Source organism: Methanosarcina spelaei (genome assembly GCF_002287235.1).
Taxonomy (GTDB): Archaea; Halobacteriota; Methanosarcinia; order Methanosarcinales; family Methanosarcinaceae; genus Methanosarcina; species Methanosarcina spelaei.
The window spans coordinates 1-572 of sequence record NZ_LMVP01000378.1 but is presented as its reverse complement, the minus strand read 5'-3'; the positions used below and the strand labels follow the sequence as shown (position 1 = coordinate 572).

Here is a 572-nt window from a genome sequence, read left to right as displayed (position 1 = left end):
TTGTATAATGCAACATTTATATATTTGATATAATAATATTAAGTTAGTTATGAGTTTAGAGATGTTTACTACTCCTGATATTGCTACAGCTATCTGTCGTTCCTGTGACAAAAATGAGAAGCTAAGACTTCAAGCATTATTGTTGGTTAAAAATGGTTTGAGTCCGGCTAAAGTTGCAGAAGATTTTTCAGTTCACCGTTCAACAGTTCATCGTTGGATGAAAAGAGCTGAAGAAGAAGGTTTGTCTAGCCTTAAATGTAAACCTGGTAGAGGCGTAAAGTCCTATTTAACTGCAGAGCAACTCTCTGAATTAAGGGAAGCATTATCAAAACCTATCCCAACAGACGATGGTTTTTCTCGTGGTTGGCAAACAAAAGATGCAATTCAATTTGTCAGAGAGAAATTTGGGATATCTTATTCCAAATCAAGAATGAGGCAAATTATTAAAAATTTAGGGTTTAGTAGAATTATATGTAGACCTCAATCAAAAAGGCGAAATCAGGAATTAACAAACGAATTTATTTCAGTCGAATACCCCGCTAGCTTGCTGCGGGGATGGAAAACTTCCCCGG

1 protein-coding gene is annotated in these 572 nt (G+C 35.8%); it reads left to right on the top strand.

What is annotated here, in order from left to right:
* Positions 1-49: 49 nt before the first annotated feature.
* Positions 50-572, top strand: a 523-nt coding sequence (locus ASJ81_RS14875) for an IS630 family transposase (RefSeq protein ID WP_141241755.1), incomplete at its 3' end; no start/stop codon positions are given.